Origin of the sequence: Streptomyces sp. RB17 (genome assembly GCF_009604455.1) — a bacterium.
Classification (GTDB): Bacteria; Actinomycetota; Actinomycetes; order Streptomycetales; family Streptomycetaceae; genus Streptomyces.
The window spans coordinates 178,425-198,848 of the sequence record NZ_WEGL01000007.1; the positions used below are offsets into that span (position 1 = coordinate 178,425).

Consider the following 20,424-nt stretch of genomic DNA (forward strand, 5'->3'; position numbering starts at 1 on the left):
CCCTGTCGTCCGGTTGCTGCCCAGCGGTTCTCTCTGTCGGACTACCCCACTACCCGGCGTGCATCATCAACCCGATGCCCACCACCAGCAGCCCGGCCGCCGCGATCCTCGGCGGTCCGAAGCGCTCCTTGAAGCAGAGCGCGCCGATGGCGGCCCCGACGATGATCGATGTCATACCCCGCTCATACAGCGTTTCCATGAGCCGATTGACGTTAGCCAAGGCCACCGTCACGCCGGGCGATCCCGCAGCGATCTACTGTCGCATCTCGCATGCCAAGGACGAGGATCAGACCGGAGTCGACCGGCAGGAACGCATCTGCCGGGACATCGCCGAACGTCTTCAGCTCCGTGTCGAGCCGGCCCACGTCTACGTGGACAACAACCGGTCGGCATGGCAGCGCAACCGCAAGCGGCCGGGTTGGCAAGAAATGCTGAAGGCGATGGGGGAAGGAGCGATCCGGCACGTCATCGTCTACCACCCCGACCGCCTCATGAGGCAGCCCAAGGATCTTGAGGAGCTGCTCTCGATCGCCGACGACAAGCGGATTCTGCTGCACGGCGAGGCGAACCGACGCGACCTGTCGGACCCAGATGACCGGTTCATCCTTCGTATCGAGGTGGCCCACGCGTGCCGCTCTTCCGACGACACGTCACGTCGGCTGAAGGACGCCCTCAAGGACAAGGCCCGCGAGGGCAGGCCACACGTGGGCAACCGCCCCTACGGCTACACCAGCAACGGTCAGGCGATCATCGAGCATGAGGCGGAGACCGTCCGCGAGGTCTTCCGGCGGTACCTGGACGGCGAGTCGCCCCAGGGCATTGCCCAGGACTTGGCCACCCGGGGAGTGCTGACGTCCAAGGGCAAGACGTGGCAGCCGGAAAACGTCCGCGCCCTCACGAGGTTGGACACTTCCGACTACGAGCCCCCGTCGACCACGCGCCCCGAGGCCGATGTGATGGCGGACGAAAAGGACCGCGCGAAGCTGGAGGAGTTGAAACAGCTGTGGCTCACGGATGACGACTTTACGACCGCGGAGTTCCACGCCATGCGCGCCGTCGTACTCAAGCGGATCAAGGAGCGTCAGCGGAAGACGATCAAGCGGCCTGCCGCCGTCCTGGAGTGGATCGCCGGGCCGGACGCCGAAGCGAACTGGGAGAGGCTGGAGAAGGAGGAGAACTATGAGCGCATGAACGCGATCTATCGGTTCCTGTTCGCCGCCGTGGTCGTCCGGCCGCCGACGAGGAAGGGCAGGGGGTTCGACACGGACCGGGTCGACATCAAGCCGAACGCTCTGGATGAGGACTCGTTCGGGCGCTCTCGTACGAAGCCAGATGCCTGGCGCCGGTGGTGTGGTAGCCCTCCTGGGGAGCAGCGTCAGGTCAGGTGGCTGGCAATTTCGAGGAGCTGTGCATCGGTGACGCGGGGGCTCGCTGTGTTTATGACGAAGGTGTACGTACCGTCGGACCAGGCCACCGTGCGGTTGTCGGGGGTCTTGTCATCCAGGTGGCCGGAGTGGCCGTTGATGGAGACGTCCTTGCCCTGGGCTGCGCTGTGCGGACCCGTGCCCCTGGTCTGGGTGATGCTCAGAGAGGGCTGCCCCGAGGTAGTGCTGTAGAAGCGCGTCCAGGCGGGGCCTTGCGTCGCGCTCCGCTCGAAGGGAAAGACAGGACGTTGGTTCGCGTCGTCCGGGTAGACGTTGTCCGTCGGCTTGTAGCCCTGAGGGACGTAGTGGGCGGTTGCGAGCTGTGTCGCATGGAATGGCGTGATGGTCCATCCCGTGACTTCGTCCGTGAGCTTCCGTGACGCGAGGGGGGAGCGCAGGGTGGCGCTGATCTGCTGGGGCGTGCTGGCGCACTGGTGACGCAGATCGGCCGTGCCCTCGTGCAAGACCAAGGTGACGGAGTTGCTTGACTCACGGGCCACCAGGCTGGGCTTGACCTCCTGGCATGGGGTCCACCTGACAGCGGTGGTAATGGTCCGGCCGTCCGCACTGAGAAGCACTTCGCCCAGCACTGCGGCCCCCTGGGTGTCTGTGTCCCGGGTGAGCCATAGGGTCAGTGCAGTAGTCAGGCCCGCTACCACCACACAGGCGGCCAGGACACGGCGGATGCGTTTCGGATTCACGCGCACACTCCATGGTCGTCGGCGGCGCGGGGAGCCTGTCAGGTTTTCCGCTGGAAGAGAACCGGGGGTGGGCTGACACCCATCGACATCAGCCCACAACTTCTGCCGGACCGGTCAGTTGGTGATGAGGGTCCAGCCCATGTCGGACAGGGTCTGGTAGATCGGCACGTAGTACGCGCCCTTGAGGCACCATGGCCTTCGGACGTGGCCGTCGAGGACAGTGTCTTGGTTGAGGCTGGACGGGCATGTGACGGTCGTGTCCAGCGCGGTGATCGTGCCCCGTGCCTCGTCTGCCGTGTAGTTGTTCACGCCGGCGAAGACCGGCCCGCCGCTGTCGCCGTTGACCGCAGCGACGCCGTCCGGGGTGTACTGGGTCGCAAAGGCGAGATCGGTGATGGGACGCAGATTGCCGTCGGCTCCGGTGACGCTGATATCCGTCTTGGCGATCTGGACATTGCAGTGGACGCCGCCGTTGGCACCGTCGGTGCACACGTAGTCGCCCACATTGTTGTGCCCCCACCCGGTCACGGCTTTGGAGTATCCGTCTGTCCGGTTGGCCGCACCGTCATACAGAAACCCGCCGGCCTGCTTCGAGTAGAGGCTGATGGCAACCACGTCATCATTGACGTCGCTGCGGAGCGGGTCGCTGACGCCTACAAGGTCACCACCGACGTACGTCTTCCACTGACCGTTGCCGCCATCGCAGTGCCTGGCGGAGGTGAGCATGGGAGTGCTCTGCGCGGTTTTGAAACCTTGGAATGTTGGTGCCTGCTGTGCAGTTGACCGGTGCATGAGGAGGGGCCAGCAGCCGCCCGTGGATCGTGTCGGATGAGCTGTGGGCGTGGATCGAGCCGTTACTGCCGGGCGTGCCACGCCGACCGGATCACCCGGGGCGCAAGCGCCTGGACGACCGGAAGGTCCTGTCGGGCATCCTGTTCGTGCTGCACACCGGCATTCCGTGGGAATTCCTGCCGCAGGAGCTGGGCTTCGGTTCCGCATGACCTGTTGGCGGCGCCTGCGCGACTGGAACGACGCGGGAGTCTGGCAGCGTCTGCATGAGTCGCTCCTGGTCGAACTGAACGCCGCCGGCGCGCTGGACCGGTCGAGGGCGGTGATCGACGGCTCCCACGTCCGGGCCATGAAAGGCGGCCCAAAACCGGACCGAGCCCGGTCGACCGTGCCCGAACAGGCGCCAAGCACCATCTGATCACCGAAGCGAACGGCATCCCGCTGGCAATATCGCTGACCGGCGGAAACCGCAACGACGTCACCCAGCTCATGCCGCTGATCGAGGCCGTCCCGCGGGTGCGCGGCCGACGCGGACGGCCCCGTCGGCGACCGGACGCGGTCTACGCCGACCGTGGCTACGATCACGACAAGTACCGCAAGCAGCTCCGGGCTGTCGGGATCACCCCGATCATCGCCCGCCGCGGTGTCGAACACGGGTCGGGACTGGGCGTGCACCGGTGGGTGGTCGAGCAGAGCTTCGCGCTGCTGCACTGGTTCCGCCGGTTACACATCCGCTGGGAGATCCGCGACGACATCCACGAAGCGTTCCTCAGCCTGGCCTGACGGCATCATCTGCTGGCGCCGGCTGAAGAAGCTCTCACTCCATCAGGGAAACCCAATGAATTGATCTGCCGAGGAGGACCGGGATTGCGCGTCGACGCATGCCTGGGAGCAGACCACGGCCGCCCGGTACAGTCTCTGTGAGCTGATCCGAGCCGGGGGCGGCATGAGTAGTTCAATCAGCGAGATCGCAGTAGCAGTTCTGGGCATCGGGGGCACGCTCGCGTCAGCCCTGCTCACGCAGCGCACTGCTGACCGTGCCAAGGTCCGCGAGATGGAACACGCCAGGCAACTCAAGGCCGAGGAACGCGAGTACGCCGCTCGCCAGGCTCAGCTTGAAGCGCGGAGAACGTGTTACGCCGCTCTCAACGCTGGTACCCGCGACTACATCACCGTGATGGCGAGCTTCTGGCACGCGCTGAAGGCGGGCGAGGTGACATACGAACTGCGGTCCGATCTGGATAGAGCGCGTCGGGACCACCGTCTGTGTCATGCCGAGGCCCAAATGATGTTGCCCGATGGTGTGATGGCAGCAGCCAGCACGGTGAACCGCGGCTTCGGTGATCTGTACGGCCTACTGAAGAGGCTCGACAGAGGCCTCGCCGAGGAGGGGGAGGGCGTGGAGGCAGCCCAGGAGGACATGAGAAGGCTCTGGGACGCCCTGTGGGAATTACGCCGCGTCATGCGTGCCGACCTTGGGATCACGCCACCCGAGCAGGAGCTCTAGGACAAGTGAGCGGGCGGGGGTCCTCGAGCGCCGACCGGTCCAAAGGCAATGCCAGCCCAATCAACCTCATATTGTTAGCGGTTGATAGAGGCCGAACCTCGTGCGCGGGCACACTCAGTCCGACCACGTACACAAGTGATCGAACTGAGTCCCATCCGACGCTGAAACTCAGGTACTACTGCAATATCTGGGTACCTGTTTGTGGTGGTGAGCCCTGGTTTGCTCTCCCAGGGGGCCGTCCAGAGGCTGCCGACAAGAGCAGTCGTCGGATTGCTCCCGGCAGCGTGGTTTGACTGGGCGTCACGTCATCGAGCGACAAGCCCAACTCACAGCATTTCCGCCATAATAGTCGGTCTTCCAAGATGTAGGCGTCCCCGCTGACCGGCGAGATACTGCATGAGCCAGGCTTGACTCAGGACTCACGCAGCGTCGCGGAAGCGTGCGTGTACCCGGGCTCGGGGAGGATCTCTCAGGCAACGGCCTCCGGCCCGGACTCCTGCGGCGCGCTGCCCAACTCCGCCGGCACGAAGTCGACGCCGCGGGACGGTGCGAGATAACGCAGGTGGGTGAGGCGTGCCTGCTCCTGGCGCATGTGCATGAAGGACTCGAGTATGTAGCCGACCAGCAGAACGAGCACCGCGATGATCATGATGGCGGCGGCCAGTAGGGCGGTCGGAAGCCGCAAGACGATGCCGGTCTGCACGAAGTCGATGACCACCGGCAGGCCCAGAGCGAGCGAGATGATCGTCAACAGAGCGGCGATCACTGCATGGAACTGCGAGGGGCGCTGGCGCCGGGCCAGGCTCAGGATGAGCTTCAGAATGCGCCAACCGTCGCGGTACGTGCGCAGCTTGCTCACGCTTCCGGCGGGCCGATCCTTGAAGTCGATCTCCATCTCGGTGGTCGGCAGCCGCAGGCTGAGGGCGTGCACCGTCATCTCGGTCTCTGTCTCGAACTCGCGCGACAGTGCCGGGAAGGACTTTATGTAACGCCGCGAGAACACGCGATAACCGCTGAGCATGTCACTCACGTCGTTGCCGAACAGCGTCCGCACGGCGCCCGTGAGCATCTTGTTGCCGACCGCGTGCCCGGGCCGGTAGGCGCTCTCCTCGACCTCTCGACGGGCGCCGACCACCTGGTCGTAGGGGCCTTCGAAGAGCAGGTCGACCATCTCACGGGCACGGGAGGCGTCATAGGTGTCGTCGCCGTCGATGATCAGCAGTGCGTCGGCCTCGACGTCGGCGAACGCCCGTCGAATCACGTTGCCCTTGCCCTTGCGCGGCTCTTGGCGCACGATCGCGCCCGCCGCCAGGGCCTCGGCGACGGTGTTGTCCGTCGAAGCGTTGTCGTAGACGTAGATGACCGCCTCGGGCAGCGAGGCACGCAGATCGCGCACGACCTTGCCTATGGCAGCCTCTTCGTTGTAGCAGGGCACGACGCACGCGATTGTAGGGTTCATTCCGTGATCCTCTAGGGGTGTTCTGAGTTGAGATCACGAGATCGGCCTTCCCCGCTGCAGGGTGGTGCTGGGTGCGGTGGACCGGTCGCGTGACGCGTGGTGATCTGACAGATGCGAGCGGGAGTTGATCGAGCCGCAACTGCCGGTGGGGGCGTTCGGCCGATCCCCGACCTGCGCGGTCACTTCAACGCGGTGATGTGGCGGTTCCGCGCCGCCAGGCCCCTGGCGGGACGTGCCGGAGAGCTGCGGCAGCCACCCGGCGCGGGTGCGACCGGCGCCGGGATCAGCCGGTGGTGACGTCCAGGCGAGGACCGGAGCCGCCGGGGTGCGGCGCGGTCGGGTCTGCCGTGAATGGACGGTTCACGAGTGCCTCGACCGCCGCGGTGGAATCGGTGTCCTGGGTGGCGTGGGCCGTGCGCCGCGCCACGATCGCTCCGCTCACCGCCAGCAGTATCCCGAAGGTGCCGGCGATCGCCGGCCAGTACACGTAGCGGTAGTTGGCCGAAGGGGCGGTGGGCAGGTAGGTGGCGATGTAGATGACACCGCTCACGCCGAGCAGCCGCAGCTCCCGCGACCACGGGCCGGCCCAGCGGCGGCGCAGTGCCAGCACCAGCGAGACCACCAGCCAGAACCAGCCCTGGAACAGCCAGGGGAAGTCGCGGTCGAAGCCCATCACATACGACTTCATGGCCGCGTCCAGTGTCTTGTTGACCCGGACGTCCTTCGGCATGACGGCGGAGTCACCGCCTAGGTACTGGAGATTGCCCTGGAACAGCAGCCGGGCGAAGGTACGGGAGCGGTACTCGACGTAGCCGGTCGCGTGGTGCGGCATCTGCTGCGTCCACATCTTGAGCAGGACGTCGGCCTGGTCGGCCCCGAAGCCGGCCCGATCACCTGGCTTGTGCGGATAGCAGGCGAAGTAGGCGTCCCAGACGATGTCCCTGCGTTGGCAGGTCCGCGCGGTCGCGACCAGGTCGCCGGTGAACTCCGGGGTCGCCCCGGCCTTCGTCGCGGCGGAGCGCACCTGCTGAGGGGTGAGTACGTGGACCACGTCGTCAAGGGGTATCTGCGCGTACTGGCGCACCGCGAGCGGATGGGCGGCCCAGGACACCCCCAGGCTGCCGACGGCGGCGAGCGCCAGCAGTGACCCCGCGGCGACCAGCCAGCGGCGCCGCCCGGGACGCGGCCAAAGCGCGAACATCAGCAGCAGGAAGATCGGTACGACGGCCGGGAGCCCGTTCTTGCGCACCAGCATCGCGTAGGTGAGGAAGAGCATGCCGAGGACCAGCAATCCCCAACGGGCCCGCTCCCGTCCCTCCGGCAGCTCTCGCGCGACGAGCGCGATCGCGCATGCGGCCAGCAGCGTGTATGCCATGTGCACGTCCTTCCACACCACCCCGGTGAAGGTAAGGACATGCGGGGCGAGGCCGAAGCCGAGCATCAGCAGCGACAAGGGGCGGCTGCCGGTCCGACGCCACAGCACGACCGCGAGCACCCAGAGGGTGCCCCACAGCACGGCGGCCTGGAGCGCGGCCATCGCCGACAGCGCGCCGGTGATGTCGATGAGCGTGCGCCAGAACAGAGCCAGGATTGGCGGGTGCCAGTCGGTCACCGGCTGCTTCCCCTGTGCCTGCGCCAGCTGCGAAAGGCTGTCCGGGCTGAGGAAGCCGGGGTGGAACGCGACGGAGACGGCCCACCCGCAGATCGCGGCCACCACGGCCAGGAAGCAGGGCCAGAGCAGGTCATCCGGCCGGGTGGCACGGGAGATCGCACGCCAACGGCCGGTCGTCGCGGGCATGTCCAGGGAGTCCTCTCGGTGTGCGGTGAAAACGAGGGTGCGGTACGCGGCGAACCGCACCAGCGTCGCCGCCGCCCAGCCCACCAAGCGGGCCGCGTTGTCGCTCAACGGGGAGGACAGTCCGAACACTTCGTGCGCGACGTAGACGGGGAAGGCGGTGACCGCCAGCCCGGCCAGGTTGACGGCGATGAACCAGGCGACCTCGCGTCGGTCGACCGCTCCCTTGCGGTCCCGATAGGTCCAGTAGCGATTGCCCAGCCAGCTGACCACCATGGCCAGGAGCGTGGCGATCGCGGAGGCGAGGACCGGTGTGGAGCCCAGCGGCCCGCCGTGGTCCGGCGAACCGAAGATCAGGAAGTTGAAGCTCGCCGTCTCCACCACGAACGCGACGGCGCCGACGAGACCGAAGGCCACGACCTCTCGCCAGATGTTCCGTACCCATGAGGGCATATGTCGGCGCCAGACCGTCGAGTGAAGCATGGCGGGAAGTTATGTGTTTGAATTAAGAACATCATTTAAATCGTGCATGATTCAAATATGAACACTTGTAGTCGAGCTTGGAGCGTCCGCCAGTGGGTAGTGAGCTGGGTTTTCGGATGCGCGGGCCGGCGGGTTGGGTGTCCCAGCGGTGGGTGTAGCAGGCGCGTCGGATGAGCTACACACAGTGATAGTGGTAGCGGCCAGGGCAAGGTAAACCAGCGAGGAGCATTGGACGCCAGCCGTCTGAACCTCCGGTGGCTCACGCTGGGTTGAGAGCGTCGCCAACTGACGTCAGCGCAACGGTAGAACCCAATCGCGCTTTCACCACGCCGGACGGGGCTACAGCGTACGAAATGGCTTCACCGGTGCCCTGACCAGCGAAGTTATTGACGCATGAGCGAGGGTTGACCGAGGACTCGCGCAAGGCGGCGATCGGGGCGAGTTCGGCACGGGTCTGGGCCCACAGGACCAGGGCGTACGCGGCGAAGGACAGGGCGGCGCCGATCAGGCCGAGGGCGGCGTACGGCCGGAGCAGCCGGACGGTGTCGGCACGCGCGCGTGCGCACATGTAGGCCGGGATGACGAGCCCTTCGACGGCCAAGAGCCAGGCGATGTACCCGAGCGGCGAGTGCGCGGCGCGCACGCCCAGGCCGTCGATCACCGTGTACCCCGCGATCGTCAGCCCGGTCGCGAGGGCCGCGCCGATCGCCGCCCAGTTCGGCCGGCTGCCGCGCAGACCCCACAGGCTGACGCCGATGAGCCCCACACAGGACACGGCGATCCCGGCCGGCGCCCAGCCGCCGGGCACCTCGTGGGCGAACACGGCGGCCGGCACGGTGACCACGAGCGGGGCGCTGCCGCGCGCGATCGGGTACGCCTGGCCGAAGTCGCCGAGCCGGAAGGAGGTCATCAGCAGGGCGAAGTAGGCGATGTGCACGACCGCCGAGGTCAGCAGGTACGGCCAGGCGGGCCCCGCCGGGACGGCCACGAACGGCACGATCGCGAGCCCGATCAGCACCCCGCCCCCGGAGATCAGGGTGAAGCCGACCAGTCCAGTTTGTCGGTGATCCGGTGCGCGATGGCGTTCCAGCCGGCGTGGGTCACGGCGGCGAACAGGACGGCGGCCGCGACCAGCGGCGTCACGCGCCCCGCTCGCGTACGTCCACCAGGTCGGCACCGGCATGGTCCACCAGTGCCTTCGGCTCGATCGGGAAGACCGTGTGCGGCGTTCCGGCGGCCGCCCACACCGTGTCGTGGGCGAGCAGCGAGCGGTCGGCGAGGACACGCGTGCGGGTGCGGTGCCCGAAGGGCGGCACGCCGCCGATGGCGTAGCCCGTGGTCTCGCGCACGACACCGGCGTCGGCCCGGGTGACCTTGCCGGCGCCCAGTTCCGCCCGCACCCGCTCCACGTCCACGCGCGAGGCACCGTCCATGAGGACCAGCACCGGCACCCCGTCGGCGGCGAAGATCAGCGACTTGCAGATCTGGCTGAGCTCGCACCCGATGGCCGCGGCGGCCTCGGCGGCGGTCCGGGTGGCCTCCGGGAACCTTCTGGTCCGTGTGAGCACGTCGTCGAGGCCGAGCGCGCGCAGGGTCTCGGCGAAACGGGGGTGGGCTCCGGACTCGTCGGCGTCAGTGGCGGCTGTCGTCGTCATGCCGGAACGCTACCCCCTCGCCAGAGACCCGCTCACGAGGTTTTCCGGCGAGCGGCAGAAGACGAGAAGCAGAAGGCCGGTGAGGGTGCAGCCCCGTCCCCACGGGCACCCTCACCGGCCGGTCCGCTGTCGGAAGCGGTACGTCAGGCCCTATCGCCTCGGTACGTCAGACCCGTACCAGCTCCCGCTCCCCGTCGGGGTCGGCGTCCTTGCCGGCCGCGGGGGACTGCGTGCGCAGGCCCTCACCCTCGACGTCCACATCGGGCAGCGCGCGGTCGAGCCACTTCGGCAGCCACCAGGCCCGCTTGCCGAGCAGGGCGAGGACCGCCGGGACGATGGCCATGCGGACGATGAACGCGTCGAAGAAGACGGCGATCGCGAGGCCGAAGCCGATCATCTTGACCATCGACTCGGTGGAGCCGATGAAGCCGGAGAAGACGGCGATCATGATGACGGCGGCGGCCGTGACGACCCGCGCCCCGTGCCTGAACCCGGTCACGACGGCCTGGGCGGGCTTCTCGCCGTGGACGTACGCCTCCCGCATCCGGGTCACGAGGAAGACCTCGTAGTCCATCGCGAGGCCGAAGACGACACCCACCATGAAGATCGGCATCATCGACATGACCGGGCCGGTCTGCTCGACGTTCATCAGGCCGGACAGCCAGCCCCACTGGAAGACCGCGACGACCGCGCCGAGGGCCGCCATCACACTGAGCAGGAAGCCGAGGGCCGCCTTCAGCGGGACCAGGACCGAGCGGAAGACCACGATCAGGAGCAGGAAGGCCAGGCCGACCACCAGCGCCAGGTACGGCAGCAGCGCGTCGTTCAGCTTCTGCGAGACGTCGATGTTCATCGCCGTGGAGCCGGTGACCAGCACCTTGGCGTCGGTCTTCGCGGCGATGTCCGCGCCCTTGTCGCGGATGGCGTGCACCAGGTCCTCGGTCGTCTGCGAGGACGGCTTGGACCCCGGTACGACGGTGATCGTCGCGGTGTCGCCGGCCTTGTTGGGCACGGCCGGGGTGACGGTGACGACGTCCTTCAGGCCCTTGATCTCGTCGCCGACCTCGGTGAACGCCTTCTCGGGGTGCGCGCTGTCCTTGGCGTCGACCACGACCATCAGGGGACCGTTGAAGCCCGGCCCGAAGCCCTCGGAGAGGAGGTCGTAGGCGCGGCGCTGGGTGGTGGAGGTGGGCTGGGAGCCGTCGTCGGGCAGGCCCAGTTCCAGGGAGGCGGCCGGGATGGCCGCCGCGCCGAGGCCGAGCACGCCGAGCAGCAGGACGGCGACCGGGCGCCGTACGACGAAGCTCGCCCAGCGGGAGCCCATGTTGGGGCGGCCGGGCTTCTTCGGCGTACGGCCGCCGCCGAGCAGCTTGCTCTTCTCGCCCGCCGGCTTGACCTTGCGGCCCGCGTAGCCGAGCAGGGCCGGGATCAGGGTCAGCGCGATCAGGACGGCGATGGCCACCGTGCCCGCCGCCGCGATGCCCATCTTGGTGAGCATCGGGATGTTGACGACCGACAGGCCGACCAGGGCGATGACGACGGTGAGGCCTGCGAAGACCACCGCCGAGCCCGCCGTGCCGACGGCGCGTCCGGCCGCGTCCTCGCGCTCGCGGCCCTCGGCCAGTTCGGCGCGGTAGCGGGAGACGATGAAGAGCGCGTAGTCGATGCCGACGGCCAGGCCGATCATCGACGCCAGGGTGGAGGTCGTGGAGCCGAGGTCCAGGGCGCTGGCGAGCGCGGTGATCGTGGAGACGCCGATGCCGACGCCGACGATGGCGGTGAGCAGCGGGAATCCGGCCGCGAGCAGCGAGCCGAAGGTGATGACGAGGACGACGGCGGCGATCCCGATGCCGATGACCTCGCTGGAGCCGGTCTCCGGGGTCGCGGCGAGCGCGTCACCGCCGACCTCGACGGTCAGCCCGGCGTCCCGCGCGTCCTGCGCGGCCTCCTTCAGGGCGTCCTTCGAGGAGTCCTTCAGCTCCATGCCGGAGACCTTGTACTTCACCGAGGCGTAGGCGATCGTGCCGTTCTTGCTGACCGCGTGCCCGGTGTAGGGGTCGGCGACGGAGGCGACCTCGGAGCCGCTGCCCAGCTCCTTGACGGTCTTCTCGACGGCCGCCTTGTTGGCGTGGTCGGTCATCCTCTCGCCGCTCGGCGCCTTGAAGACCACGCGCGCGGTGGCGCCGTCGGCGCTCATCCCGGGGAAGCGCTGTTCCAGCAGGTCGAAGGCCTTCTGGGCCTCGGTGCCGGGGATGGAGAAGGACGTGCTGCCGGCAGGCGGCGCGGTCGCGGCGCCCACCCCGGCAAGGGTGAGCAGCGCGACCCATATCAGGGCGACGAAGTGCCGTCGCCGGAAGGCGAGACGGCCGAGTTTGTACAGAAACGTGGCCACTTCTGGCGTACTCCCGGTCAGGTCGTGGGGTTCATCAGGGCAGGGGTGATCAGCCCGACGACGTGAGCGGTGACGTCAGGTGGTGGGCTTGCTCGGGGATCGGAAGGTGATCAGGTGGTGATCAGGTGGTGGGGGCGCCGAGGGCGGGGAGGACCACGGCGTCGATGTACGACAGGAGGAAGGCCTGCGTCGGTGGCTGCTCGTCGATGAGCGAGCGGGCGGCGAACCCGCCGATCATCATGTGCATCACGTAGTCGATCGCCGGGTTGTCCGCACGGACCTCGCCCCGGTCGATCGCCCGCTGCACCACGCGACGCAACTCCGCCATCTCCGGCTCGACGAGATGGTCCCTGAACGCCCGCAGGAGGTCGGGATTGCCGTGTACGGCCATCGCCAGACCCCGCATCAGCGCGGAGTTCTGTTCCATCTCGCAGTCGTCCGAGCGCAGGGTGAGGCCGTGCAGATCGCCTCTGAGCGACCCGGTGTCGACGTCGTCGGCCGAGCCGCCCGGCTTGCTGTGCCGCACCGCCTTCGCCACCAGCTCGGCCTTGCCGCCCCACTGGCGGTAGAGCGTGGCCTTGCTGGACCGGGTGCGGGCGGCGACGGCGTCCATGGTGAGCGCGTCGTAGCCGACCTCTCGGAGCAGGTCGAGCACGGCCTCGTACAACTGGGCCTCGCGCTCGGGCGTGATCCGGCTGCGACGTGCCGTTGCGACCTCGGTCATGCCACTCGCCTTCCCACTCCGGAGCCTCCTGCTGCCTACCACCATGAAGATACCCTGGGCGCATGCGAAACGAAACCGTTTCGTACGTGTGTTGGGTCACGAACGTGAGGGGCGCATAAGTTCGGGGCCGTGCGGGCCGCACGAGTTGCTGGGCCCCAGCGGGCGGAAAAGCATGGGGAGGGTGAGCTATCTGCGCTTTCCCCACCTCAGCGGCGACCTGGTGTGCTTCGTGGCCGAGGACGACGTCTGGCTGGCCCCGCTCGACGCCCCGGGCCGGGCCTGGCGGCTCACGGCGGACCGCACGAAGGACGGGCACCCGCGTTTCTCCCCCGACGGCCGCCTGATCGCCTTCACGAGCTGGCGCAGCTTCGTCCCCGAGATCCACCTCGTCGGTGTCGAGGGCGGTCCCGCACGGCAGTTGACGTACTGGGGCAGCACCGACACCCAGGTCTGCGGCTGGACGCCCCCGGACGAGAACGGGACGTGCGACATCCTCGCCGTCGCCTCCCACGGCGAGCCGTTCTCGTACTTCACCTGGGCCTACAAGGTGACCACCGCCGGCGACCCCGGGCGCAAACTGCCCTGGGGCCCGGTCGCCGACATCCAGGTCGCCGACGTCGACGGGGTCCACAAGACCCTGCTGCTCACCGGCACCCCGCCGCACGAACCGGCCTCCTGGAAGCGGTACCGGGGCGGCGCCATGGGCCGCCTCTGGCTGCACGGGCAACGCCTGCTGCCCGACATCGACGGGCATCTGGCCTGCCCCATGTTCGTCGCGGGCCGCATCGCCTTCCTCTCCGACCACGAGGGCGTCGGCAACCTCTACTCCTGCGCGTACGACGGCACCGACCTGCGCCGCCACACCGACCACGACGCCTTCTACGCCCGGCACGCCGCCGGCGACGGCACGCGCGTGGTCTACCAGTGCGCGGGCGACCTGTGGCTGGTGGACGACTTCTCCCCGAAGGCCGTGCCGCGCAAGCTGGACATCCGCCTGGGCGGGCCGGCCACCGGGCGCCGCCGCTACCAGGTGCCCGCCGCGCAGAACGTCGACGGCATCTCCGTGGACGAGACCGGCCGGGCCGGCGCCGTCGTCGTACGCGGCAGCCTGTACTGGCTCACCCACCGCGACGGCCCCGCCCGTACGATCACCGACACGCCCGGCGTGCGGGTACGGCTGCCGGAGATGCTGGGCACGACCGGCCAGGTGGCGTACGTGACGGACGCCGAGGGCGAGGACGCCGTCGAGATCGTCCAGCTGCCCCGCGCGACCGGCGACCGCGCCCCCCGCCGGCTCGCCTCCGGCCGGCTCGGCCGCGTCCTGGAGATGGTCTCCGATCCCCTGGGCGAACGGCTGGCGGTCGCCTCGCACGACGGGCGGTTGCTGCTGATCGATGTCGGGGAGGAGCCGGAGCACACCGAGGGCCGGGAGGGCCGGGTCACCGAAGAGGCGGCGGAAACCGAGAGTGACTCGGGTGACTCGGATGACTCTCGTGACCCAAATGATTCAAGTGGCTCGGGTGACTCAGGTGCAGCCGATGTCGGTGGGCACGTGACCGAGCTGATCCGGTCCGTCAACGGCCCCGTGCGCGACCTCGCCTTCTCGCCGGACGGCGCCTGGCTCACCTGGTCCCACCCGGGCATCGGCCGCTCCCTGCGCCGGATCAAGCTGGCCCGCATCAAGGACCGGCTGATCGTGGACGTGACCAACGGCCGCTTCGAGGACGAGAAACCCGTCTTCACCCGCGACGGCCGCTATCTCGCCTTCCTCTCCTGGCGCGGATTCGACCCGGTGTACGACGTCCACACCGGCGACCTGTCCTTCCCGCTCGGCTGCCGCCCGTACCTCGTCCCGCTGAACTCGGCGACCCCCTCCCCCTTCGCCCTGAACCCCGAGGGCCGTCCGGCGGCCGGCGGGCTCGACCCGGTCGAGGAGGAGGAGACGGGCGAGGCCGGCACGGTGACCGTGGAGGTGGAGGGCCTGGCGATGCGGGTCACGCCGTTCCCGGTGATCGCCTCCAAGTACTCCGCGCTCCACCCGGTCGCCGGCGGCGGACTGGTCTGGCTGCGCTGGCCGATCTCCGGCGCGCTCGGCGAGACCTTCGCCAACCCGGCCGACATCAGCGGCCGCCCGACCCTGGAGTACTTCAACCTGGCCAAGGCGAAGAAGTCCGAACTGGTCGACCACCTCGACTGGTTCGCGGTCAGCGGCGACGGCACGCGGCTGGTCGTCGTCGACGAGGGCGACCTGCGCGCGGTGCCCGCCACGGAGGTGGGCGACAGCGACACGACCGTCTGGATCGACCTGCGCCGCATCCTGCACGTGGTCGACCCGCCCGCCGAGTGGCGCCAGGCGTACGACGAGGCCGGCCGGCTCATCCGCGCCTACTTCTGGGACCCGGGCATGTGCGGCATCGACTGGGACGCGGTGCTCGAGCAGTACCGCCCCCTCGTCGAGCGGGTCGCCTCCCCCGACGACTTCGCGGACCTCCTGCGCGAGGTCCTCGGCGAACTCGGCACCTCGCACGCCTACGTCACCGCCGCCCGCCGCAACGAGGGCCCGCCCCACTACCAGCGCTGGCAGGGCCTCCTCGGCGCCAACTTCGCGCACAGGGACGAGGGCTGGGTCGTCAAACGCATCCTGTCCGGCGACTCCTCCGACTCCAAGGCCCGCTCACCGCTGGCCGGCACGGGCATCCGCGAGGGCGCGGTCCTCACCCACGTCGACGGCCGCCCGGTCGACCCGGTGACCGGCCCGTATCCGCTGCTCGCCGGCTCCGGCGGTACGACCGTGGAGCTGACGTTCGTCCCGGCGGACGGCGAGCCGGGCCGGGCCCGCCGGGTCGCCGTCGTCCCGCTGATCGACGAACGGCCGCTGCGCTACCAGGACTGGGTCGCCAAACGCCGCGAGGTCGTACGGGAGGTGAGCGGCGGCAAGTGCGGCTACCTGCACATCCCCGACATGGGCGGCTCCGGCTGGGCCCAGTTCAACCGCGACCTGCGCATGGAGGTGTCCCGGCCCGCCCTGATCGTGGATGTGCGCGGCAACGCGGGCGGACACATCAGCGAACTCGTCATCGAGAAGCTGAGCCGCACGATCCTGGGCTGGGACCTGACGCGGGACGCGCAGCCGGTGTCGTACACCTCGAACGCGCCGAGGGGCCCGGTGGTCGCCCTCGCCGACGAGGCGACCTCCTCCGACGGCGACATGATCACGGCCGCCTTCAAACTCCTCAGACTCGGCCCCGTGGTCGGCCAGCGCACCTGGGGCGGAGTCGTCGGCATGACCGGCCGGCACCGCCTGGGCGACGGCACGGTCATCACCGTCCCCATGAACGCGGCCTGGTTCGACGCCTACGGCTGGTCCGTGGAGAACCACGGCGTCGCCCCCGACCTGGAGATCATGCGCACCCCCCTGGACTGGGCCGAAGGCCGCCACACCCAGCTGACCGACGCGGTCGAACTCGCCCTGGAACTCCTGGAGTCCAACCCGGCCGCCATCCCCCCCGACTACAGCGACCTCCCCAACCGATCCCGCCCACAGCTGCCGCCACGCCAGTAGCTCTTGACGGGGGACGCGTATCGAAGGGGCGCGGGGAACTGGACGACAAGGGACGCGACGCCTCAGGGGCGCGGGGAACTGCGCGACAAGCCACAACGCACCCGCACCCGACAACGCGACTCAACCACCCCACAACAAACGCAGGGCGCCCTCCAAAAAGAAGGGCGCCCCACGCCATCCGGCCAAAGCCGAGCGCAGCGACTAGGCGTCGTAGTCCCGGTCGAAGCGGTCTTCCATCTCCGCTTCCGTGTCCTCGATGTCGCGCAGGTTCTCGCGACCACGCTGGGGCTGCTGCTGGCCACGCTGGGGCTGCTGCTGACCGCGCTGGGGCTGCTGCTGACCGCGCTGGCCGGCCCGCTCGCGGGCCTCACCGACCTTCTGCTTGCCCTGTTCCTGCCACTCGTTGGCCTTGTCCTTCATACCCATGTGGGTTCACTCCCGTAGAGGGTGAGGTGGGGGAATCGGCCCCTCGGTGGGGCCTCACCCAGATTCACACGGGCGACCACGCAGCGCATGTGGATCAGTCACGGTGCGTAGCACGCACTGCCTCGTCGGCCGCCCCACCTGCACCGACGAGCCCGGAACGCATTCCCTGCAGCCGGGGCGCGAACCGCTTCATCTCGCGCTGCCCGACCGTCCCGATGAGGGCCGGCAGATAACCGCGCACGCCCTGCATGCCGCGCAACCACCACTGCCCGTACACATGCGCCGAGCGCCGCTCGATCCCGGCGACCAGCCGGTCCACCGCCGGGCCCAGCGGGTACGTCTTGTTCGACGGCCACGGCAGCCGCTGCCTCAACTCCCGCATGACGTCGTCCTGGTCGGCACCGCGCACCATGTCGGTGTCGGTCCAGGACAGGTACGCGACGCCGACGCGCACGCCCTGGTAGCCGACCTCGGCGCGCAGACTGTGCGCGTACGCCTCCACACCCGACTTGGACGCGCAGTACGCCGTCATCATCGGCGCCGGAGTGATCGCGGCGAGGGAGGCGACCTGGAGCAGATAGCCCCGGCTCTCCACCAGCACCGGCAGGAAGGACCGCGCGGTCACCGCCGAACCGATCAGGTTGACCTCGATCACCCGCCGCCAGGCCTGCGGATCGGAGTCGGCGAACGGACCGCCACTCGCCACACCGGCGTTGGCCACCACGATGTCGACCTTCCCGAACCGCGCCTTCACCTCCTGCGCGACCCGGCTCATCGTCTCGTGGTCGGTGACGTCGGCGTACCAGTAGGCGCTGTCGCTGTGCAGGCGCGAGGAGACGTCCTTGAGCGCCTCCTCCTCCAGCCCGACCAGCGCGACCTTCGCACCGCGCGCGGAGAGCTTGCGGGCCAGCAACTCACCGACGCCGCGCGCCGCTCCGGTGACGACCGCGACCTGCCCTTCGAGGCTGACCCTGCTCATGCGCCCTCCTTGATCTCTGCGGCACCCGTTGCTTCGGGGGTACTCTCCGTGACGACATACGTGGTGACGAGTTCCCGGATCCTGCCGGTCACCAGGTCGGGAGCCTCGATCGGGGTCATGTGGCCGACGCCGGCCAGTTCGGTGAGGCCGACGCAGTGCGGCAGCGCGGCGACCAGCGCGCGGGCGTGTACGGGTGGCGTGAGCCGGTCGGACGCGCCGTGCACGATCGCGGTGGGCGCCTGCAACTCCCGTACGCCGTGGTCGAGATCGAGCGCCTCGAGCACGCGCGCCCAGGCGTGGCGTACGGCGCGCGGGCAGGCGTGCACGATCCGCGCGCACGCCTCCACCATGTGCGGGGCCGAACCGGCGCCCATGGTGGCGTACTTGAGGATGCGCTTCGCGACCGGCGTGACCGGACCGAGCGGGGCACGCGAGCCGAGAATGCGCCCGGTGATCCAGGTGCGCACGCGCCCGGCACCGAGCGGCACCACGCGCGCCTGGGCGACCAGCCGCGAACTGCCGGTGCTGCACAGCAGGACGGCGGCGGCGTGGTCGCGGAAGCGGGGGCGCGTGGCCGCGGCCATGACGGTCATCCCGCCCATGGAGTGACCGACGATCAGCGCCTTCTCCCCGGGTGCGAGCGTCTGCGCGAGCACCGCTTCCAGGTCGTCCGCCAGCGCTTGGGTGGTGCACGCGGGGCTCGCGGGGCTGCGTCCGTGCCCCCTCTGGTCGTACGCGATCACGCGGTGGTCGGTCGCCAGGTCCCGGATCTGCGCCGCCCAGAAGGCGGTCGAGCAGGTCCAGCCGTGGGAGAGGACGACGGGGGGCGCGGTCTCGGGGCCGTGCACCTCGACATGCAGCCGCGCGCCGTCGGCGGAGACGACGGTGAGTTCGCGGGCGGGGGTGGGCGGGGCGTACGGGCCCGAGGTCACGGGGGTCACGGAGGCGAGGCGGCTCATGCGGCGCCCTCGCTCCGCCGGCCCGCGGCCACCGCCCGCTGCGCGGCCGTACCGGCCGGCTTGCCGTCGGTCCTCCGGATGACCTCGTACTCGGCCAGGTCCACCCGCCGCGTCGCACGCCGGAACTCGGACGTCGTACCGGGCCAGATGGTGGTGTTGCGGCCGCTCGCGTCGAGGTACCAGCTGGTGCAGCCGCCGGTGTTCCACACGGTGCGCTTCATGCGCTCCTGGACCGTGCGGTTCCAGTCCTCGACGGCCGCGGGCCGGGCATCGAGGGCCGTACGGCCTCCCCCAGAGCCTTGAGGGCCTGGGGGGACCCCCAGGACGTCCAGTTGCCGCAGATAGTCGGCCATGTAGTTCAGCTGGGACTCGATCATGAGGATCATGGAGGAGTTCCCGAGGCCGGTGTTGGGCCCGATGATGGTCATCCAGTTCGGGAAGCCCGCTGCCGCGGCGCCGCGCAGCGCCTGCATGCCGTTCTTCCAGGACTCGGCGAGGGTGACGCCCTCCGCCCCGACCACCCGCTCGGCGATCGGCATGTCCGTGACGTGGAAGCCCGTACCGAAGATGATCGCGTCGACCTCGGCCTCGGTGCCGTCGGCCGCGACCACGGTCGAGCCGCGGACCTCGCTGAGCCCGCCGGCGACGACGTCCACATTGGGCCGGGCCAGCGCCGGGTAGTACGTGCTGGACAGCAGGATCCGCTTGCAGCCGATGCGGTAGTCCGGGGTGAGCTTGGCGCGCAGGGCCGGGTCCTTGATCGCGCGGGCCATGTTGCGCTTGGCGAGCTGCTCGACCAGGCCGAGTTCGTCGGGGTGCTTGGTGAACGCCTGGACCTGCAGCTCACGGATGCTCCACAGCAGTCCGCGCCGCAGTTGGGTGGTGAAGGGCAGCATCCGGTGCAGCCCGCGCTCGACGCCGCTGATGGCGCGGTCCACGCGGGGCATCACCCACGGCGGGGTGCGCTGGAAGAGGGTGAGCCGGCCGACCTGCGGCTGGATGGAGGGCACGATCTGGATGGCGGAGGCGCCGGTGCCGATCATCGCGACACGCTTGCCGCGCAGGTCGTAGTCGTGGTCCCAGCGGGCGGAGTGGAACACCTTGCCCGGGAAGGACGCCAGGCCCGGGATCTCGGGGATCTTCGGGTCGGACAGCGGCCCGGTGGCGGAGACGACGACGTCGGCGGTGAGCGTGCCGCCCGCGGTCTCGATCTCCCACCACAGGTTCTCGGTGTCCCAGGTCATCAGCTTGACCTCGGAGTCGAAGCGGATGTGCGGGCGCAGTCCGAAGAGGTCGGTGACGTGCTCCAGGTAGGCGCGGATGTGCTCCTGCCCGGAGAAGGTGCGCGGCCAGTCGGGGTTGGGCGCGAAGGAGAAGGAGTAGAGGTGGGAGGGCACGTCACAGGCGCACCCGGGGTAACTGTTGTCCCGCCAGGTGCCGCCGACGCTGTCCGCCCGCTCCAGGACGACGAAGTCGGTGATCCCTTCGCGGCGCAGCCGCACGGCGGCCCCCAGCCCGCCGAACCCGGACCCGATCACCGCCACCCGTACATGCTCGTGCTCGGCCATC

13 protein-coding genes and 3 pseudogenes are annotated in these 20,424 nt (G+C 69.2%); 4 read left to right on the forward strand and 12 right to left on the reverse strand.

Annotated elements, in window-relative coordinates; translation table 11 throughout:
* Positions 1-49: 49 nt before the first annotated feature.
* Positions 50-172, reverse strand: a pseudogene (locus tag SRB17_RS29300) (EamA family transporter); the annotation flags it as partial.
* Positions 173-197: 25 nt separating this feature from the next.
* On the opposite strand from SRB17_RS29300, the gene SRB17_RS29305 reads away from it, so the two are divergent.
* On the forward strand, positions 198-1,616 hold the full coding sequence (locus SRB17_RS29305; RefSeq protein WP_228396350.1) for a recombinase family protein: 1,419 nt from the start codon (positions 198-200) through the stop codon (positions 1,614-1,616).
* Between the two features lie 623 nt (positions 1,617-2,239).
* Here SRB17_RS29305 and SRB17_RS29310 read toward each other — a convergent pair.
* Positions 2,240-2,851, reverse strand: coding sequence for a hypothetical protein (locus SRB17_RS29310; protein ID WP_153543177.1), 612 nt, complete (start codon positions 2,849-2,851; stop codon positions 2,240-2,242).
* A gap of 92 nt (positions 2,852-2,943) precedes the next feature.
* On the opposite strand from SRB17_RS29310, the pseudogene SRB17_RS29315 reads away from it, so the two are divergent.
* Positions 2,944-3,761: pseudogene (locus SRB17_RS29315) on the forward strand (IS5 family transposase).
* A gap of 99 nt (positions 3,762-3,860) precedes the next feature.
* A complete protein-coding gene (locus SRB17_RS29320; RefSeq protein ID WP_153543178.1) occupies positions 3,861-4,421 on the forward strand; it encodes a hypothetical protein in 561 nt (186 codons plus the stop codon).
* Between the two features lie 469 nt (positions 4,422-4,890).
* Here the strand turns inward: SRB17_RS29320 and SRB17_RS29325 are convergent, their stop codons facing one another.
* The 6 genes and pseudogenes from SRB17_RS29325 to SRB17_RS29350 form a co-directional block, all read right to left on the reverse strand.
* Positions 4,891-5,880: a glycosyltransferase family 2 protein gene (locus SRB17_RS29325; protein WP_153543179.1), complete on the reverse strand. Its 990-nt coding sequence runs from the start codon at positions 5,878-5,880 to the stop codon at positions 4,891-4,893.
* A gap of 283 nt (positions 5,881-6,163) precedes the next feature.
* The gene (locus SRB17_RS29330; protein WP_153543180.1) at positions 6,164-8,158 is read right to left on the reverse strand and encodes a GtrA family protein; all 1,995 of its coding nucleotides are present in this window, start codon (positions 8,156-8,158) and stop codon (positions 6,164-6,166) included.
* 259 nt (positions 8,159-8,417) lie between these two features.
* Positions 8,418-9,301, reverse strand: a pseudogene (locus SRB17_RS29335) (EamA family transporter).
* Entirely contained in the window at positions 9,298-9,813 is a 516-nt protein-coding gene (locus SRB17_RS29340) for a YbaK/EbsC family protein (RefSeq protein ID WP_153543181.1), read from the reverse strand. Before SRB17_RS29340 ends, SRB17_RS29335 begins: the two are co-directional and overlap by 4 nt.
* A 166-nt stretch (positions 9,814-9,979) precedes the next feature.
* Complete coding sequence (locus tag SRB17_RS29345) at positions 9,980-12,205, reverse strand: MMPL family transporter (RefSeq protein WP_323376401.1); 2,226 nt, start codon at positions 12,203-12,205, stop codon at positions 9,980-9,982.
* 121 nt (positions 12,206-12,326) lie between these two features.
* A complete protein-coding gene (locus SRB17_RS29350; RefSeq protein WP_153543183.1) occupies positions 12,327-12,929 on the reverse strand; it encodes a TetR/AcrR family transcriptional regulator in 603 nt (200 codons plus the stop codon).
* Between the two features lie 172 nt (positions 12,930-13,101).
* Here SRB17_RS29350 and SRB17_RS29355 point away from each other — a divergent pair, with 172 nt between their 5' ends.
* Positions 13,102-16,491, forward strand: coding sequence for a S41 family peptidase (locus SRB17_RS29355; protein WP_153543184.1), 3,390 nt, complete (start codon positions 13,102-13,104; stop codon positions 16,489-16,491).
* Between the two features lie 201 nt (positions 16,492-16,692).
* Here the strand turns inward: SRB17_RS29355 and SRB17_RS29360 are convergent, their stop codons facing one another.
* From SRB17_RS29360 to SRB17_RS29375, 4 genes are all read right to left on the reverse strand, one after another.
* Positions 16,693-16,917, reverse strand: coding sequence for a hypothetical protein (locus tag SRB17_RS29360; protein WP_153543185.1), 225 nt, complete (start codon positions 16,915-16,917; stop codon positions 16,693-16,695).
* Positions 16,918-17,011: 94 nt separating this feature from the next.
* Positions 17,012-17,896, reverse strand: coding sequence for an SDR family oxidoreductase (locus SRB17_RS29365; protein ID WP_153543186.1), 885 nt, complete (start codon positions 17,894-17,896; stop codon positions 17,012-17,014).
* On the reverse strand, positions 17,893-18,855 hold the full coding sequence (locus tag SRB17_RS29370) for an alpha/beta fold hydrolase (protein ID WP_153543187.1): 963 nt from the start codon (positions 18,853-18,855) through the stop codon (positions 17,893-17,895). The genes SRB17_RS29365 and SRB17_RS29370 overlap by 4 nt, the downstream gene beginning before the upstream one ends.
* The gene (locus SRB17_RS29375; protein ID WP_228396351.1) at positions 18,852-20,423 is read right to left on the reverse strand and encodes a flavin-containing monooxygenase; all 1,572 of its coding nucleotides are present in this window, start codon (positions 20,421-20,423) and stop codon (positions 18,852-18,854) included. The genes SRB17_RS29370 and SRB17_RS29375 overlap by 4 nt, the downstream gene beginning before the upstream one ends.
* Position 20,424: the final 1 nt, after the last annotated feature.

Excerpts from the sequence above, each read along its gene's own strand:
- SRB17_RS29305 (WP_228396350.1), top strand. The coding sequence starts at position 198 with ATGAGCCGATTGACGTTAGCCAAGGCCACCGTCACGCCGGGCGATCCC.
- SRB17_RS29310 (WP_153543177.1), bottom strand. The coding sequence starts at position 2,851 with ATGCTCACCTCCGCCAGGCACTGCGATGGCGGCAACGGTCAGTGGAAG.
- SRB17_RS29320 (WP_153543178.1), top strand. The coding sequence starts at position 3,861 with ATGAGTAGTTCAATCAGCGAGATCGCAGTAGCAGTTCTGGGCATCGGG.
- SRB17_RS29325 (WP_153543179.1), bottom strand. The coding sequence starts at position 5,880 with ATGAACCCTACAATCGCGTGCGTCGTGCCCTGCTACAACGAAGAGGCT.
- SRB17_RS29330 (WP_153543180.1), bottom strand. The coding sequence starts at position 8,158 with ATGCTTCACTCGACGGTCTGGCGCCGACATATGCCCTCATGGGTACGG.
- SRB17_RS29340 (WP_153543181.1), bottom strand. The coding sequence starts at position 9,813 with ATGACGACGACAGCCGCCACTGACGCCGACGAGTCCGGAGCCCACCCC.
- SRB17_RS29350 (WP_153543183.1), bottom strand. The coding sequence starts at position 12,929 with ATGACCGAGGTCGCAACGGCACGTCGCAGCCGGATCACGCCCGAGCGC.
- SRB17_RS29355 (WP_153543184.1), top strand. The coding sequence starts at position 13,102 with ATGGGGAGGGTGAGCTATCTGCGCTTTCCCCACCTCAGCGGCGACCTG.
- SRB17_RS29360 (WP_153543185.1), bottom strand. The coding sequence starts at position 16,917 with ATGGGTATGAAGGACAAGGCCAACGAGTGGCAGGAACAGGGCAAGCAG.
- SRB17_RS29365 (WP_153543186.1), bottom strand. The coding sequence starts at position 17,896 with ATGAGCAGGGTCAGCCTCGAAGGGCAGGTCGCGGTCGTCACCGGAGCG.
- SRB17_RS29370 (WP_153543187.1), bottom strand. The coding sequence starts at position 18,855 with ATGAGCCGCCTCGCCTCCGTGACCCCCGTGACCTCGGGCCCGTACGCC.
- SRB17_RS29375 (WP_228396351.1), bottom strand. The coding sequence starts at position 20,423 with ATGGCCGAGCACGAGCATGTACGGGTGGCGGTGATCGGGTCCGGGTTC.